The organism is Microbulbifer aggregans (assembly GCF_020524005.1).
GTDB lineage: Bacteria > Pseudomonadota > Gammaproteobacteria > Pseudomonadales > Cellvibrionaceae > Microbulbifer > Microbulbifer aggregans_A.
In genome coordinates, this window is the sequence record NZ_JAIVKK010000005.1 from 256,451 (window position 1) to 272,038 (window position 15,588).

Annotated in this window: 16 protein-coding genes; 8 read left to right on the top strand and 8 right to left on the bottom strand. The window is 57.6% G+C overall.

Annotated features, from left to right (window positions below; all coding sequences use genetic code 11):
- The first annotated feature begins 28 nt into the window (after positions 1-28).
- Positions 29-1,096: an MJ1255/VC2487 family glycosyltransferase gene (locus tag LC093_RS11740; protein WP_226664981.1), complete on the top strand. Its 1,068-nt coding sequence runs from the start codon at positions 29-31 to the stop codon at positions 1,094-1,096.
- Positions 1,097-1,316: 220 nt separating this feature from the next.
- Here the strand turns inward: LC093_RS11740 and LC093_RS11745 are convergent, their stop codons facing one another.
- From LC093_RS11745 to LC093_RS11780, 8 genes are all read right to left on the bottom strand, one after another.
- Complete coding sequence (locus LC093_RS11745; RefSeq protein WP_226664982.1) at positions 1,317-2,120, bottom strand: polysaccharide deacetylase family protein; 804 nt, start codon at positions 2,118-2,120, stop codon at positions 1,317-1,319.
- An 80-nt stretch (positions 2,121-2,200) separates the two neighbouring features.
- Positions 2,201-3,559 (bottom strand): ATP-binding protein, encoded by a 1,359-nt coding sequence (locus LC093_RS11750; protein ID WP_226664983.1) that lies wholly within the window; start codon positions 3,557-3,559, stop codon positions 2,201-2,203.
- Between the two features lie 3 nt (positions 3,560-3,562).
- Complete coding sequence (locus LC093_RS11755) at positions 3,563-4,237, bottom strand: response regulator transcription factor (protein WP_226664984.1); 675 nt, start codon at positions 4,235-4,237, stop codon at positions 3,563-3,565.
- Positions 4,238-4,282: 45 nt separating this feature from the next.
- The gene (locus LC093_RS11760) at positions 4,283-4,618 is read right to left on the bottom strand and encodes a PepSY domain-containing protein (RefSeq protein ID WP_226664985.1); all 336 of its coding nucleotides are present in this window, start codon (positions 4,616-4,618) and stop codon (positions 4,283-4,285) included.
- A 51-nt stretch (positions 4,619-4,669) separates the two neighbouring features.
- Entirely contained in the window at positions 4,670-5,260 is a 591-nt protein-coding gene (locus tag LC093_RS11765; RefSeq protein ID WP_226664986.1) for a glycine zipper 2TM domain-containing protein, read from the bottom strand.
- 134 nt (positions 5,261-5,394) lie between these two features.
- Positions 5,395-6,759, bottom strand: a complete 1,365-nt coding sequence (locus tag LC093_RS11770; protein ID WP_226664987.1) for an L-cystine transporter — start codon at positions 6,757-6,759, stop codon at positions 5,395-5,397.
- 96 nt (positions 6,760-6,855) lie between these two features.
- Positions 6,856-7,359, bottom strand: coding sequence for a TlpA family protein disulfide reductase (locus tag LC093_RS11775; RefSeq protein ID WP_226664988.1), 504 nt, complete (start codon positions 7,357-7,359; stop codon positions 6,856-6,858).
- 7 nt (positions 7,360-7,366) lie between these two features.
- The gene (locus LC093_RS11780) at positions 7,367-8,731 is read right to left on the bottom strand and encodes a YihY family inner membrane protein (RefSeq protein WP_226664989.1); all 1,365 of its coding nucleotides are present in this window, start codon (positions 8,729-8,731) and stop codon (positions 7,367-7,369) included.
- A gap of 153 nt (positions 8,732-8,884) precedes the next feature.
- Here LC093_RS11780 and arsC point away from each other — a divergent pair, with 153 nt between their 5' ends.
- The 7 genes from arsC to LC093_RS11815 all read left to right on the top strand — a co-directional run bounded on the left by arsC (position 8,885) and on the right by LC093_RS11815 (position 15,551).
- Positions 8,885-9,229, top strand: a complete 345-nt coding sequence (arsC, locus tag LC093_RS11785; RefSeq protein WP_226664990.1) for an arsenate reductase (glutaredoxin) — start codon at positions 8,885-8,887, stop codon at positions 9,227-9,229.
- Positions 9,230-9,841 (top strand): NAD(P)H:quinone oxidoreductase, encoded by a 612-nt coding sequence (wrbA, locus tag LC093_RS11790; protein ID WP_226664991.1) that lies wholly within the window; start codon positions 9,230-9,232, stop codon positions 9,839-9,841.
- Positions 9,834-10,214: a DUF2069 domain-containing protein gene (locus LC093_RS11795; protein WP_226664992.1), complete on the top strand. Its 381-nt coding sequence runs from the start codon at positions 9,834-9,836 to the stop codon at positions 10,212-10,214. Before wrbA ends, LC093_RS11795 begins: the two co-directional genes overlap by 8 nt.
- A 42-nt stretch (positions 10,215-10,256) precedes the next feature.
- Positions 10,257-12,125, top strand: coding sequence for a signal peptide peptidase SppA (gene sppA / locus LC093_RS11800; protein WP_226664993.1), 1,869 nt, complete (start codon positions 10,257-10,259; stop codon positions 12,123-12,125).
- Positions 12,126-12,350: 225 nt separating this feature from the next.
- On the top strand, positions 12,351-13,091 hold the full coding sequence (locus tag LC093_RS11805) for a glycine zipper 2TM domain-containing protein (protein WP_226664994.1): 741 nt from the start codon (positions 12,351-12,353) through the stop codon (positions 13,089-13,091).
- Positions 13,092-13,449: 358 nt separating this feature from the next.
- On the top strand, positions 13,450-14,331 hold the full coding sequence (locus LC093_RS11810; protein ID WP_226664995.1) for an HAD-IIB family hydrolase: 882 nt from the start codon (positions 13,450-13,452) through the stop codon (positions 14,329-14,331).
- A complete protein-coding gene (locus LC093_RS11815; RefSeq protein WP_226664996.1) occupies positions 14,328-15,551 on the top strand; it encodes a glycosyl transferase in 1,224 nt (407 codons plus the stop codon). The genes LC093_RS11810 and LC093_RS11815 overlap by 4 nt, the downstream gene beginning before the upstream one ends.
- Positions 15,552-15,588: the final 37 nt, after the last annotated feature.

A 15,588-nucleotide genomic window follows, 5' to 3' on the forward strand; every position in this document is an offset into this window, starting at 1 on the left:
GTCAAAGGGCCTCGACTGGAGCATTGCATTGAAAATTCTGTATGGCGTTCAGGGGACCGGTAACGGCCACATTTCCCGCGCGCGAGCCATGGCCAAAGCCTTCCAGCAACACCCGGAACTGGAAGTACAGTGGCTGTTTTCAGGACGCCCGCCGGAAAAGCTCTTCGCCATGGAAGACTTCGGCGATTACTGGTGGAGAGAAGGACTGACATTCGTACACCGCGAAGGCAAGATCGACCAGCTTGCCACAGCGCGAAAGCTGAATCTGCGCCGCCTGCTGAAAGACATCCGCGAGCTACCGGTACAGGATTACGACCTGATCATCAGTGACTTTGAACCCGTGTGCGCATGGGCCGCGAAGAAATACAAGCGCCCCAGCCTCGGCCTCGGCCACCAGTACGCCTTTAATTACAACATTCCCCGCCCCACTTTTGGATGGACGGCACGGGCGATAATGAAGAGCTTTGCCCCCGTCGATATGAGCCTGGGCATGCACTGGTACCACTTCGGACACCCGATCCTGCCGCCGATCGCCCACTCCAGCGATTTAGCATCAACAAAAGATCACGTCTTGGTGTATCTGCCATTTGAGCACGCAGTCCCATTGCTGCAGCAACTGGCACAGCTGCCGTATAACTTTACGGTGTACGGCCTGCCTGAAAATTTACCACATGCGGACAACATTACCCTCAAGCCCCCTTCCGTCGAAGGTTTCCGCCAGGACGTAGCCAGTGCACGCGGGATTATCTGCAACAGTGGTTTTGAATTGATCGCAGAAACCCTGACTCTGGGTAAACCGATCCTTACCCGTCCACTAAAAGGCCAGTTCGAACAGGAAGCCAATGCCATGGCACTGCAAGAGCTGCAACTGGCGAAGGTGGTAAAAAACATCGATGCCCAGAGCATTCGGGCTTGGCTGGAAAAAGACCCGACCGGCGTTCGTATCCGCTGGCCGGATGTGGCGGCAACCATCGTGCGCTGGATATCCGAGGGACGCAAGCAAAGCCCGGAGGCGCTGTCATCCGGGCTTTGGGAAGCAGTTGTGCCCGGCCGCGATCAGGCTGCTACGGCAAACTCGGCTACGGCTACCGAATAATCACGCACGCCCCGCCCCAATGTTGCTCACTTAGCAACACCGTGGCGGTGCCACTACCGGGTACAGCTTTGTGAGACACGCCGTACACCCATCCCTGGGGGCTCGGCTGCGGCCGTCCGGGCCGCAGACGGTCTCACAAAGCTGTACCCGGTATCGCCACCTTAGCTTCCAAATTCAGTTGAGTGAATGCCTATAGGAAAGCAGTCCCCCATCTCGACTTTTACTGCGCACTTTCCAAATGCGCTACCGCATCGCGCACTGTGCTTACCCAGTAGCGTTCGGGGTACATACTCAGGTGCTTTAACAGTGCCTGATGCGCTTCCGCAGACACACTCAGGTAATCGCCGCCAACCCCGTGAAACATAAAGCCCACCAGGTTATTGTTCGCCCGTGCGGCCTCCACCACGGCGATTAGATCTTGCGCACTTTTACCCGCACCATCGTAGGCTTCCAGGCGAAAATAATCCGGGTCGTCCACACGGTGCAGGCCATCGGCAGAAAAAAATCGCGCGGCAACCACCAGCGGTTTGATCGCCGCTACCACATCCGCTCCTCCCGCATTCATGTCACCGCAGGGATAGGCAAAACTGCGTTGCTGCTCGCCATCGATGGCCGTCAGCAGACTGTTGGTGGTCTGCAGTTCGTCAATAAACTGCTCCAGGGAATAGCGATCAAGGTCGTGCCAGGGCTTCACCCAATCGCGGCCGGGAGCCGATTTACTGCAGGGATGATACAGCGTGTGGTTACCCAGCTCATGGCCTGCAGCAGCCGCCTTGCGCCAATCCTCAAGGCGCAGGCGAATCGAAGGGCGCGCTCCGCTCAGGTAAAAGGTACCGGGTAGATTGAACTGTGCCAGTTGGGGAACGGCTACATCAAGATGAGAATCGAGGGCGTCGTCGTAGGTCAGAATAACCGCCGCTTCTGCGCCACCGGGCCAGGGCGAAACCGTTTCACTGGCATTTGCCGCAGTGGTTGCCAGCAGGCACAGTGCAAAAAAGTACCGGCGAGATTTAAGGCCAGACATAGCAATTCCCTTTGTTTTTCTGTTTATTGTTTGAGTTCCATTCACGGGGCCCAGGGAAATTCCCGATTACCCCGGATGCATCAGAGAGTCACCTTGATCTCGGCACCACCCAGTTCGGAAGCGCCAACACCAATTTTACCGTGGTAACTCTCGACAATATCCACCACCACCGCGAGGCCAATCCCCTGCCCCTGTTGTTGCTGGTCGGCGCGCACACCGCGCTGAATCACCTGCGCCCACTGTTCGGCGGTCAATCCGGGGCCGTTATCGGAGACCACGATTTCCAGGCCGCGATGATCGGAAGTGTTGGCGATTTCCACCAGCAGCTTGCCGCCACCGTATTTGTAGCCGTTGTCCAGCAGGTTACCCAGCATCTCCATCAGATCGCCTTCATCGCCGTAGAACAGCGCATCCGCGCCGCACAACAGCTCCGCGTCCACGGTCTTATTGCGGTATACCTTGTCCAGCGCGGAGAGAATTTTTTCGGCCATCGGCTGAATCGCCACACCGCGCAAGATAGATTTTGGCGAGCTGGCCACTGCGCGCTGTAACTGGTAGCTGATGATGCTGTCCATTCGCTTGACCTGCTCGGCCAGTACTTCCTGCGCCCCCTTGGGGTCAGCCATAGGATCCATGCCTTTTAACACGGCAAGGGGCGTCTTCAGGCTGTGGGCCAGGTCCGCCAGTGTATGCCGGGTCTTTTCCCGCTGGCGGCGCTCGTTTTCGATCAGCAGGTTGAGGTTATCTGTCAACGGCACCAGCTCGCGCGGAAAATTGCCCTGCAGGGTATCGCTGCCGCCCTGCTGCATCCGCTTCAGGGCACTGGCTACAGAGCGCAGGGGGGCAAGCCCCCAGCGCAGAACCAGGAGCTGCACTGCAATTAGTGCCAGCGAGCCGAGCGCGAGCCAGCGCCACAATGTTCCGCTGAACTGTCGCACCTGAGCATGCAAAGGTGCAGCGTCTTCCAGCACCACAAACGTAAACTGCCGTTCGTTGTCCAGCCCCCAGGCAATACCCTGGCGGAAGCTGCTGTAGGGCGTGGGCATATCCGGCAACTGCACTTCAGCAAATACCTGCTGCCCCTGACGCAACGGCAGCGGTAATGGCATGGCGGAAAAATTCGGCAGGCTGAGCGCAGACTGGGAACGCCAGATAACCCGGCCGCGGGAATCCATGACGGCGCCGATAAGGCCGGAATCAGGCTGGTTGAACCGCTGCTCGGGGAGGATCAGGGGCAGCTGCAGGCTGTCGCCATCGGGTTCGGCGTAGGCCAGCAGCGTATAGATATGCAACTGCATCTCGCGGGCCTTGGCCTCGTCCAGCGATGTGCGGTAAGCCCGCTCCAGCACGCCGGAAAGTACTGCAAGAAAAACCAGCAGTACCAGCGTCGCCATCAGTGAAAGACGGCCGGAAAGGGAGTGCAGCAGGCGGGAAAGCAAGGGTCAGTCCGCGGGCCGGAAGCGGTAGCCGCGCCCGCGCAGGGTCTCGATGGGCTTGATGCCGCCAGCGGCGTCGAGCTTTTTGCGCAGCCGGCCGATGAACACTTCGATGACATTACTGTCGCGGTCACAATCCTGCTCGTAGATATGCTCTGTGAGAGTGGTCTTGGAGACGACTTCATCAGGATGCAGCATCAGGTATTCCAATACCTTGTATTCAAACGAGGTGAGTTCCAGCTCACTTTCCGCCACAGTTACCCGCTGGGCACTGGTATCCAGGGTGATGGTGCCTACGGTAATGGTCGGGGAAGAGAAACCGGCGGAGCGGCGCACCAGCGCGTTCAGACGCGCGAGCAACTCCTCGTTGTGGAAAGGTTTAACCAGGTAATCGTCACCGCCAGCTTCGAGCCCTCGCACGCGTTCCTGCCAGTGGCCGCGGGCGGTGAGGATAAGAATGGGGAAGTGCCGGGATTCCTTGCGCAGGGTCTCGATCACCTGAATGCCATCAATTTTCGGCAGCCCCAGATCCATTACCGCCACGTCGTAAGGGTATTCACGACCCAAATACAGGGCTTCTTCCCCATCCGGTGCTTCATCGACGGTATAGCCGGCCTTGCGCAGGGATACGGCCAACTGGTCGCGCAGGACATTCTCGTCTTCTACCAACAGTGCGCGCATGTCTATTCCTCTATATTTCGGCCTGCCTTGGCAAGCACTTACGGCTCAGCGGGAAATGCGACCGCTCTGTTTATCTACATAAACCACATATACCTGGCTCTTATCTGAAAGACCTTTTACCCGGTACATGCTCTTGCCGTTTTTCTGTACTTCTTTGATCGCGAGGATCTTGCCACCGTAGCGCCGTTTAACCAGCGAGGCGGCTTCATCCCGGGAAATGCCTTTCTGTTGTACCCGGATGGTCCGGTATGGGCCGGCATTGCGCTCCAGACTCGCCCGATGCGGGACATCATAAGCCCGTTCCGCAGCCGCCTGCGAAGGCGGAGGGGTCAGACTCAAAAGCAATGCGACCACAAAAATGATGGCGCCGGTCAGTTTCACAATGCAGCTCCTGTTATTTCTAATTACCGCCCTGTAATCCCAAACGCGGGATTACCAGACCGGTGTCACATCCACGCGAACCCGGATTCTATCGCCAGGATGGCGGTCAGTGCGAGTAATGAACTCCTGGCCGTTGTAGCGGTAGTTTACGTCGTATCCTACCAGTTCCCGGCGCATGGTCACCTCTTCAACTACCTGGCACTGTTGCTGGGTGCCGTGTTGCACCGGCGCATTACCGCGGCTGATGGCACTGCCGATGACCGCACCGACAGCGGCACCGGCGACGGTTTTTGCCCCTTTGCTCGAATGGTCATGGCGCCAGTGGTGGCGGCGGTGGCGGTGTCTGTCACCGCCGATATTACGTCCGACGGCCGCACCAATAAGGCCACCGATGATGGCACCGGCGGGAGATGGCTGCTGGTAAGTAACGGGCTGATCCCAGCAGCGGGTGCGGGGCTCAACCACCTGGATATCGTTGTAGATAGGGGTAACACCGGTCACGATGGCATAGTCGTAGCCATCCTGCCCCTCGTAATAGCCACTTTCACCGGCTGTGGCTATGGCACTGACGCCCACCATGGCCGCGGTGAGGCCAGCAAACGCCAGCCTTTTGATACTTTGGAGTAGGTTTGGATAAGCCATCTCAGTTCTCCCTGCGGTTCCTTACTCTTCCGCCAGCCTTCGACACACTTTGCCGAAGGCAACCATCCGACCACCAGGCCGATGGGAGCACTTTACTGAGCTGTGCCTGAATCTTTGCTGAACCTTGAGGAGGTTCACACTACATTTGCTTCGCCCGGACTGTCCTGACCGCCGAGCCAGCGCTGGGTCAGGGTTCCTGCGGTCATAGCCCCGTTCACATTGAGCGCGGTACGGGCCATGTCGATCAGCGGCTCTACCGAGATCAACAGCGCGGCAATGGTCACTGGTAATCCCATGGTGGGAAGTACGACCAACGCGGCGAACGTCGCCCCGCCGCCAACACCGGCGATACCGAATGAGCTGATCACCACCACGGCAATCAGAGATGTCAGCCACACCGGATCAAACACATTGATGCCCATAGGCACCGCCACCATGACCGCCAGCATCGCCGGGTAGATACCTGCACAGCCGTTCTGGCCGATGGTGGCACCAAATGATGCGGAGAAGTTGGCGATCGCTGGCGCATTCTTGAGCTCATCGATCTGGGTTTCGATATTGAGGGGGATGGTGGCGGCACTGGAGCGGGAACTGAATGCGAACACCAGCACCGGCCAGACCTTGGCAAAAAAATGCAGCGGGCTCACGCCATTGATAAGTAGCAGCAGACCGTGCACCAGGAACATCAGGGCGATGGCCACAAAGGACGCAACCACAAAATTGAACAGGTTGAAGATATCTGCCCAGCTCGAATCCGCAATCAACGCCGTGACCAGTGCCATTACACCGTAGGGCGTAAAAGCCATCACCAGGCGCACCAACTTCATCACCCAGGCCTGGGCAACACTGACAAACTGCTCAATAGCTGCGCCCTGCTCCGGGTTTTCCTTGCGTACCCCCAATGCAGCCACACCCAGCAGAACCGCAAAAATCACCACCGCGATAACCGAGTTATCACGGTGGCCAGCCAGGTCAAAGAAAATATTGCGGGGAATAAAACCGGTGAGAATTTCTGGAATACTCAGCTCACTCACGCGGCCGATGCGCTCGTTCAATACCTCGACCCGGGCTGCCTCCCGCGCACCTTCTACCAGCCCTTCCGCGGTAAGACCAAACAGGTGGGCAATCACCACGCCGATCAATGCCGATATCGCCGTAGTACCAAGCAGCACCGCCAGTACCGACACACTGATCTTGCCCAACGCACGGGTATCACTCACCCGTACCACCGCACCAAGAATGGACACCAGCACCAACGGCATCACCATTACGTAGAGAAGGTTGACGTACCCATCACCGATCAACCCAATCCAGCCGAGCACCCACTGCGTGTTAACGCCCCAGCCTTCGGCCAGGTGAATAAAGCCTCCAAACAGAATACCGAGGAGTAAGCCAGCGAACACCGCAGGCGCCAGCGAGTTGCGACTGCGATGCCAGCGGGAAAGCGGCCAGAGTAAAAACAGATAAATAGCGAGGAGTAAGAATGCACTCAATTGCATCGGGAAAGGCGTCCAGTTTTACAAATGCAGGCAATAGAATTTGCTGCATCCTAGCAGTTGGCGCGCATTTCATTTAAAGACGCTTTGGTTATAGCGCTATAAGCAAATGCCACGATCGTCGCAGCCGGCCTTTTCCAGTTCAGACAGGGCCTTTTCCAGGCTATCCACTGTCTGTGGGCCAACAAGGGTTCGCCGCCACTGGCCGTCAGCGTCAATAAACAGCGTAGATGGCAAAACCTGTGGCCGCGGCTGACCCCAGCGTTGGGGCGGCTCGGCAGCCAGAACGGGAAAGTCGATGCCAAACTTTTCTGCCTGAGTACGAACCCGATCCACCGGCAGCGGATCAAAGTTAATACCGAGCACCAGTACCCGCTCGCTGTTCTGCCGGTAGAATTCATTGAGCTCCGGTATTTCTTCCCGGCAGGGAGCACACCACTCCGCCCAATAATTCACCACCAGCACTCGCCCACCGGTCTGAACAGCCTTGCCCTCCAGATCCAGCCATGGTGCTTGCCTGGGTGCCGCATCACACCCGCCAACAGTCAGGACGACCAACAACAGCCAGGTGCCAACTACCCATATATTCCTAAATGGATTCATACGTGCTTCAGGCGCTACTTTTTTTAGCCGTGCTTTTCGATGGACCAGCATTGCGACCGCCACCCCTCCGGGTTGATTTCTTTCCATTCGCCGTAGCTTCCGGGTCCGTTTCAGTGGCTTCACCCTTCTCGACTATCTCGGCTTCCCCGCGCTCCTCTTCGGTCATGGAAGCCCGGAACAGATCACCCAGAGTCTGCGACAAATGCTCTCGGGAATAGGCTTGGGACTCCGAAAAACGTGCCGCCATTTCCCGGAACCAGGGGCGGCTCTCCAGCTCGCGGTGACCGTGCTCCGGCACCGGCGCCGGGTGCAACCAGTCCATCATCTGCTGGATGGTTACGGCATCCAGATCCCGCAATAAGACATAGTCATTGCGATCGGTCTGGGTAATGATGTTGCGATCCTGCAATACCTGGCGAATACGCCGCCACTGGCTCGGCCGGATACCGGCGCGCGAGATATCCTGGTCACGCACCGGCAGTCCTTTCTGATACTGGCTGTAGAATTTCCACATCAACACCATGGTGGCCACCAGGTCCGAATAACTGCGTCCCTGCGCGGCGGCGTGATACGCGGAAAGGGTGCGCACCAGAACACACCCCGCCAGCACGATCATCCACAATAAATAGATCCAGATCAGAAACAGCGGCACAAACGCAAAGGCGCCATAAATCGCCTGGACCGACGTGCGCGCAACGATAGTTCCGAACAGATACTTGGCCGCCTCGAATACAAACGCAGTGATAATCCCGCCAACCACACCGTGTCGCATCGGCACACGGCAGTTGGGCACGGCAATAAACAGAAGGGTAAATGCGGTTGCGGTAAACAGCCACGGCAGCACCCGCAGGAATATCGGCAACAGGCCCAGGCTATCGTTCTGTAACAGGAACTTTTGCGAAAACAGGTAGGTGCTGGCCGCCATCCCGGCACCAAGCAGGATCGGACCGAGGCTCAGGATGGCCCAGTAAAGCAGGAAGCTGGATACCCCACGGCGGCCGCGGGGGATATCCCAGATCGCGTTGAAGGTCGCCTCGATATTTTTCAGCATCAGCCCGGCGGTCACCAGCAGAAAGCCGATACCGACACCGGTCAGGCGCTGGGCCTGGGATGAAAAATTACTGATGTATTCCTGCACTTCCCGCCCGCTCTCGGGCACGAAGTGGGAAAAGATTTGCTGCTGAATCTTGCTCTGCAGGCCGGCGAAATCCGGGAACAGTGACAACATGGCGTAACTCACCGTGACCAGAGGCACTATCGCAAACAAGGTCATATAGGTGAGCGCGGCCGCATTCTGGCGGCAATTCTTTTCGTTAAACAACGTCCACAGCGAGGAAAAAAAACGGCTCCAGCGATGCACCATTTCTGTCATGGGTCTTCTCTTTGTGTGATCCGGTTATTCGATCCCGTATTTGATCTTGCGAGTAAATGCGCCCAACAAGCCGAAAAAATACCCCAACCCCCAGCGTAGACGAGTCACCGCAGACTGTTAGAATACGCGAAAACTCAACAGGATACCGCTGCAATGTGGACGATCTATCACAACCCCCGCTGCTCAAAATCCCGTCAGACTCTGCAGCTTTTGCAGGACAACCAGATAGAACCGGAAGTGGTGCTCTATCTTGAAACGCCCCCGAACCCGGCCGCGCTCAAGGCACTGCTGTCAAAGCTCGGCATCAGTGCACGCGACCTGCTGCGCAAGGGCGAAGACGACTACAAGTCGCTCAACCTGAAAGATCCGTCGCTGACGGACGATCAACTGATCGACGCCATGGCCGCACACCCCAAGTTGATTGAACGCCCGATTGTCGTAAAAGGCGAACAGGCCGTTCTCGGCCGTCCCCCGGAAAATGTTCTGGAGCTGATCTAAATGGCGGCGTCCGCTGAGTCCTACATCCTCATCCTTTATTACAGCCGCAACGGCGCCACCGCGCGCATGGCGGCGGAACTGGCACGCGGTGTCGAAGCATCCGGGCTCAATGCCCGGCTGCGCACCGTACCTTCGGTATCTCCAGACACGGATGCGAGCTTGCCCCCGGTCCCCGACGCCGGTGCCCCCTATTGCTCGACCGATGACCTGCGCAATTGCGCCGGCCTGCTGCTCGGCAGCCCAACGCGGTTTGGCAATATGGCCGCTCCGTTGCGCTATTTTCTCGACCAGACCAGCGACATGTGGCTCGATGGCAGCCTCACCGGGAAACCCGCCGCGGTATTCACTTCCACCGGCAGCCTGCACGGCGGCCAGGAAAGCACTTTGATTTCGATGATGCTGCCCCTGCTGCACCACGGCATGGTCATCGCCGGTATTCCATACTCGGAAGCGGCGCTGATGCATACCAAAACCGGTGGCACACCCTACGGTGCCTCGCACTGGGCAGCAGGTAACGAGGGCGCTCTTAGCGAAGACGAAATCACCCTGTGCCGGGCCCTCGGCCAACGCATCGGCACCCTGGCCCAAAAACTGGAGGCCGCCCATGACTGATAATCAGGATTCTCTGAATGCCCTGAAACGCAAACTGGCCCTGGCGAAGCGCCTCAACTGGTTCTGCTATATCGCCCTGCTGGCACTGTTTGCTGTGTGGAACCTGTTTCTACCGGGCGGCTCCATCAAGTGGTGGCTGCTCCAGACGATTCCGCTACTACTGGTCTTACCGGGCCTGCTGAAAGGCAACCAGCGCAGCTATCTGTGGCTGTGCTTTATCCTGCTGCTATACATCACAGCGGGGATTGTCGATGTAATGATGCCTACACGCGGCTGGCAGCATGGCGTTCTGGCTGCCCTCAGCCTTACCCTGTTTATTTCCGCAATGATGACCAGCCGCTGGCAGGTCAAAATCCAATCGTCGGGCAACTGAAACAGTCTCCGCACACCAGACCGAAAACAAGGAGTTCCAGGTTTGACAGAGTCGACTCACACGCGCAGCCCGCTGCGCCGCATTTTTGGCAGTATCGGCGCCGCCATCACCTGGCTGCGCCGGGTGGTTACCAATCTACTGTTTTTATTCCTGCTGGTGATTGTCTGCACCGCCATTTTTGGTGGTGAGGAGCGGATTACCGTGCCCCAGGGAGCCGCGCTGAAAGTCGCACCGGGCGGTTATCTGGTCGATGAAATCAGCCAGCCTGCCGGCATCCCCGCATTTCTCGGCGGCCCCTCCGCGCCACCGGAAACCCGAGTGAAAGACCTGGTTGACGCCATCGACGCCGCGGCCAAAGACAACCGGATCTCTTCAATGGTGCTCGAACTGGATACCCTGGTGGGCGCCAACCTGAGCAAGCTCGAAGAAGTAGGTGAAGCCATCCAGCGCTTCAAGGCCAGCGACAAACCGGTTTACGCGATCGGCGACAACTTCACCCAGGGGCAGTACTTCCTGGCCAGCCACGCCAATAAAATTTATCTCAACCCCATGGGCTCCCTGATGCTCACCGGGTTTGGCAGCTATCGCAATTACTATAAAAGCGCGCTGGAAAAGCTGAAGGTCAACTTCCACGTATTCCGTGTCGGGGATTACAAGGATTTTATCGAGCCCTACACTCGCGACGATATGTCCCCGGCCTCCCGCGAAAACAACCAGCGCTGGCTGCACGGACTCTGGACCGAATACACCGAGCAGGTCACCGGCCTGCGCAACCTGCCGCCAAACAGCATCGATACCTTTATCGCCGACCTGCCCCAGAACCTGCGTGCGGAGGGCGGCAACTGGGCCGAGACGGCGCTGACACATCGCTTCGTCGATATACTGGCCAGCCGCCGCACCGCCGTGAAAGAACTGCAGGAAACCATCGGCGTCAGCGACGCCAACAAGAGCATGTACAAGTTCATTGATGCCCGCGATTACCTGCGCCACCAGAAACTTGCCAACCTCTCCAATCCCCGGGTAAACACCGACAAAATCGGCCTGATCTCTGCAGCCGGCGCCATTGTCGACGGCGAAGCACCGGCAGGCCAGATCGGTAGCAACACCCTGAGCAAACTGATTGCCGATGCGCGGGACAAAAAAGTAAAAGCCCTGGTACTGCGAATAGACAGCCCCGGTGGATCCGCATTTGCCTCTGAGGCTATCCGCCAGGAACTGCTGGCCACCCGCGAAGCCGGTATCCCCGTCGTCATATCCATGGGCAGTGTCGCCGCTTCCGGCGGATACTGGATTGCCGCCGGAGGTGACCGAATCTGGGCCTCCCCCTCCACCATTACCGGCTCCATTGGCGTCTTCGGTGCCTTCCCGACGTTTGAGGACTCGCTCGAGCACCTGGGCGTTTACAACGACGGCATTGGCACTACCGAGCTCGCCGGCGCCATGCGCCTCGACCGCCCACTGCCGGAATTTGCTGCCGATATCATCCAACAGGGCGTCGAAAATACCTACGCTCGTTTCTTGCGACTGGTGGCCGAGGCACGCAACAGCACGCCGGAAGAAGTCCACAAGATTGCCCAGGGGCAGGTATGGACCGGACGCGCCGCACTGGAACTGGGTCTGGTGGATGAACTCGGCAACCTGAATGACGCCATTGCCAATGCCGCCCAACTCGCCAAGCTCGAAACGTACGATGTTCTTGAAATCGAGCGTCAGCTCACCCCCAGCGAAAAACTCATGCGTGCCCTGGCGGATAATGTAGATGCTCGCGTTGCCGCCAGCGTGAAGCAAAACCTGCCCCTGGGCGCCTGGTTGAATGCCCTGCAACCCGCCCTGAACCCGCTGCGCGAACTCAATACGTTCCGCGATCCCCGCGCACTCTATGTGCGCTGTATGAACTGCGCAGCGCCCTGAGGCAACCACTGTTCAAGTCGCTTTGCGGTAACCCTGTTGCCACAAAGCGACTTCCTCCCTCCCCGCCCCTTTGCAAATGCCTGCCACAGCCCTGCCTGATCAAATTTTGTACAAATTATCCCTCTATGAATTGCCAATAATGTTGACGCATTCACTCCGGGTTCAGACGTCACTTGTTATATTCCCCGCCATTGACTGAAACCGAATGCGACCTGGTGATTCGACATGAAATACTTTTCGACCATTCTCGCCGCCCTGCTTTGCGGCAGCCTTTCGACAGCCCTGTATGCAGACCCACCCGAGGGGCGCGGCTGGAAAAAACACGACAAGCACTCTCGTCATGAGCGCAAAGAAGAGTATTGGGACGGCAACTGTAAAGTAGAGCGTACCTGGAAGCGCAACGGCGATTACAAGGAAGAGCGCAAATGTAAAAACCGCCGGTATGCGGACAATCACCATCACCACCATGACCGTGGCGTTCGCGTTGTGGTGTTACCGCCCTGGTTCAACCAGCAAGCCCCGGAACCCGAGTATCGTCCAGAGTGGCGCCCCGCCGGGCAATCCTCCGCAACCCGCTGCAACAGCAGTCAGGTAGGCAGCGTACTGGGCGGGCTGATCGGCGGTGTGATCGGGCACCAGATTGGTGATGGGCGCGGCAATACAGCGGCCACTATCGGCGGCGCCATTGCCGGCGTGCTTATCGGTGGGAAAGTCGGCAGTCGCATGGACCAGCGCAATCAGGCCTGCGTTGCCCAGGCCCTGGAATTTGCCCCCGAAGGTGAACGTATCACCTGGCAAGGTGCGCAAGGTGGCCAAAATTACGCGGTAACCCCCGGTGCGGTAGAAATGCGCGGCGACCAGTATTGCCGTGACTTCACCGCAGAACTGTTCGGCACCGGCGACAACCACAGTACCCAGGGTACTGCCTGCCGTCAGCCGGACGGAACCTGGGCTCGCGCTTACTGATCGTTCTTATAGCAGAGCCGCCCATTTGGGCGGCTTTGTTATCAAAAGCTTTGCTATCGCAGACTCCACCTGCCCAATCGCTACTCTCGCCTCACAACCCCAACTCTCTTTCCCCCACCAAGAAAACGCACCTCTATGGCGCACTGTGCCGAAGCTAAACATTTGCGCACACCATATGAGTGCACTTCCGGAGAGCCAAGCCGCCTTTTCCGGAAAGAAAGGTAAAAGAACCGCCAAATATCCCTCTGAAAGCACCGTCGTGGCTCACATTCCCGTGGACTGGCACTATTTTTGGATTACTAAAGAAAACAGGCCCGATGCATAACCGGGTCAAAGAATAAAACCAGACACTGGAACAATGCCGCAAACAAAACAATCCCAAGTGTCCATGCCGGAGCAATGGCTGGTCGTCAGCGACCTGGATGGCACTCTTCTCGACCACTTTACCTACTCCCACTCAGCGGCGGATCCTACGCTGAGACTTCTGGAAGAACAGGCCATCCCCCTGATCCTGAACAGCAGTAAAACCCGCGAAGAAATGCTGGAGCTCAGGCAGTCCCTCAACAACCACCACCCGTTTATCGTCGAGAACGGGTCGGCGATATTCATCCCTGAGGGTTACTTTCCCCGTAAGCCTGAACATGCGCACGATGAAAACGGTTACTGGGTACTTGAACCAGGTGCGTCCCGCGCTCGACTGCTCGAATTCCTCGAGCGGGACCAGCAAAAACACCCGCGCACTTACCTGAACTTCGAAGCAGCCAGCACCGAAGAAATCGTCGCGGCAACCGGGCTTTCTACTGCTGAGGCAGTACAGGCACAAGCGCGGGACTATTCCGAACCACTTCTGTGGCAGGGTGACGAGCAGCAAAAAGCCGCGTTTATAGCGCGCGCCAACGCCGCCGGCTTCAGCACTTTGCAGGGCGGCCGCTTCCTGCACCTTCTGGGCCAGACCGATAAAGGTATCGCCACGCGCCTGCTGAAAAAAACCTACCAAGCATTCAGCGACCGCGAATACCGGCTGATTGCCAGTGGTGATGGCCCCAACGATCTGGACATGCTCAGGGTGGCCGATATCGCCATCATTGTTCGATCACCGGTTCACCCGCCGCCAGCACTTAACGCCCATCCACAACTCATTGTTACCGACGAACTCGGCCCACTTGGCTGGGCCCTGGCCATTCGGGCCGCTTTATTCCCGGACACCCAACAATTCCAAACCGGAGGGAGTACCCCGTGACTGATTTTTTCCAGAACGGCGCCATCACGACCCTGCACAACCTCTGCAATCGCACGCTCGAAGATATGGAATCGGAGTTGATGCGATTTTCCCGGCAGCGCCCGATGACTCTGCTGCTGCCATCACTCTATTCCGAGCTGGAAGGCGAAGCCCTGCCGCGGATCCTGAAAATCCTGGCCGAGGTACCCTATATCTCGGAGATTGTTATCGGTCTCGACCGCGCGGATGAATCGCAATATAGAGACGCTCTGCGCCAGTTCAGCGTGTTACCGCAGCATGTTCGCGTGCTGTGGAATGATGGCCCCAGGTTGCGGGAACTGGATGAACAGCTGCGACGGGATGGCCTCGCCCCCAAAGAAGCCGGTAAAGGGCGCAACGTATGGTACTGCCTCGGCTACATTCTCGCTTCCGGACGCGGTGAAGCCATTGCACTGCACGATTGCGATATCGTCACTTACGATCGCATGTTGCTGGCGCGCCTGTTCTATCCGGTCGCCAACCCCAGCTTCAGTTACGAATTCTGCAAGGGTTACTATTCCCGGGTCGCCGGAGGGAAAATCAACGGCCGCGTGTGCCGACTGTTGGTCACTCCACTCATCCGCACGCTCAAGAAAATTTACGGCCACACCGACTACCTGGAATACATGGATAGCTTCCGCTACTCCCTCGCCGGTGAATTTTCCTTCCGCCGCGATGTGATCAATGACCTGCGCATCCCCAGCGACTGGGGGCTGGAAATCGGCGTGCTGTCAGAAATGCACCGCAACTACTCCACCAACCGCCTGTGCCAGGTGGATATCGCCCACGCGTACGATCACAAGCACCAGGATGTGTCATTTGATGACGAGCATGGCGGTTTGTCGAAGATGTCCATCGATATTGCAAAATCCATGTTCCGCAAACTCGCCACCCAGGGCACCGTGTTTTCGTCAGAGACCTTCCGCAGTATCAAGGCCACCTATTTCCGCGTAGCGCTGGACTTTGTCGAAACCTACCGCAATGACGCCATCATAAATGGCCTGAATTTTGATATACACAAAGAAGAGCAAACCGTAGAACTGTTCGCCAGTAACCTGGTGAAAGCCGGGCAGGCATTCCTCGAAAACCCGATGGAAACGCCCTTTATCCCCAGCTGGAACCGCATCACCAGTGCAGAACCGGGGTTTCTAAAACAACTTAAACACGCCGTGGAAGCGGACTACGAAGAATTCAATCGATAAGCCGCCACGCGGTAAAAGAGCAAGTAATTGGGAGCAT